Origin of the sequence: Streptomyces sp. JJ36 (assembly GCF_021696945.1) — a bacterium.
In the GTDB taxonomy this organism is placed as follows: domain Bacteria; phylum Actinomycetota; class Actinomycetes; order Streptomycetales; family Streptomycetaceae; genus Streptomyces.
On the sequence record NZ_JACYHE010000194.1, the window covers coordinates 1 to 470 of the forward strand.

Here is a 470-nt window from a genome sequence, read left to right on the forward strand (position 1 = left end):
AGCCCACGTCCTTGGTCCGCAGATGCTGCGCCACCCGCCCGTCCGACGACCGCAGGGTGTAGTGCCAGGAGACGTAGCCGGGGTCCCGGACGAGGCGGGTGGCCCCCTCCCAGTACCCCTCCACGTCGTGCACCACGATGTAGTCGATGCCGAGGGAGCCGGGCCGGTCCGCCTTGTCGTGGTTGCCGTAGTCCGGCTCGCCCGCGTCGTTCCGGTAGCGCCGGTGCGGTGCGGCGATCCACTCGCAGGCCAGCCCGGGCGGGCACTCGGTGTCCGGCACCGTGTCCGGCGCCCCGTCCCGCGCCTCGTCCGGTGGGCCTTCCGGCGCGCCACCTGCTGCGGGCCCCGGGGTGTCGAGTTGGCCGGTGCGGGGCCGTACGCCGGGCCGGGCCGGCAGCGACACCCGCTGCCCGCTGTCGGTGGTCCGCCGCGCGCCCTGCCGGATCACCGCGAACACCTCCCGCGCGAAC

1 pseudogene is annotated in these 470 nt (G+C 76.0%); it reads right to left on the bottom strand.

Annotated elements, in window-relative coordinates:
• Nucleotides 1-448: pseudogene (locus tag HOY81_RS27135) on the bottom strand (hypothetical protein); the annotation flags it as partial.
• Nucleotides 449-470: the final 22 nt, after the last annotated feature.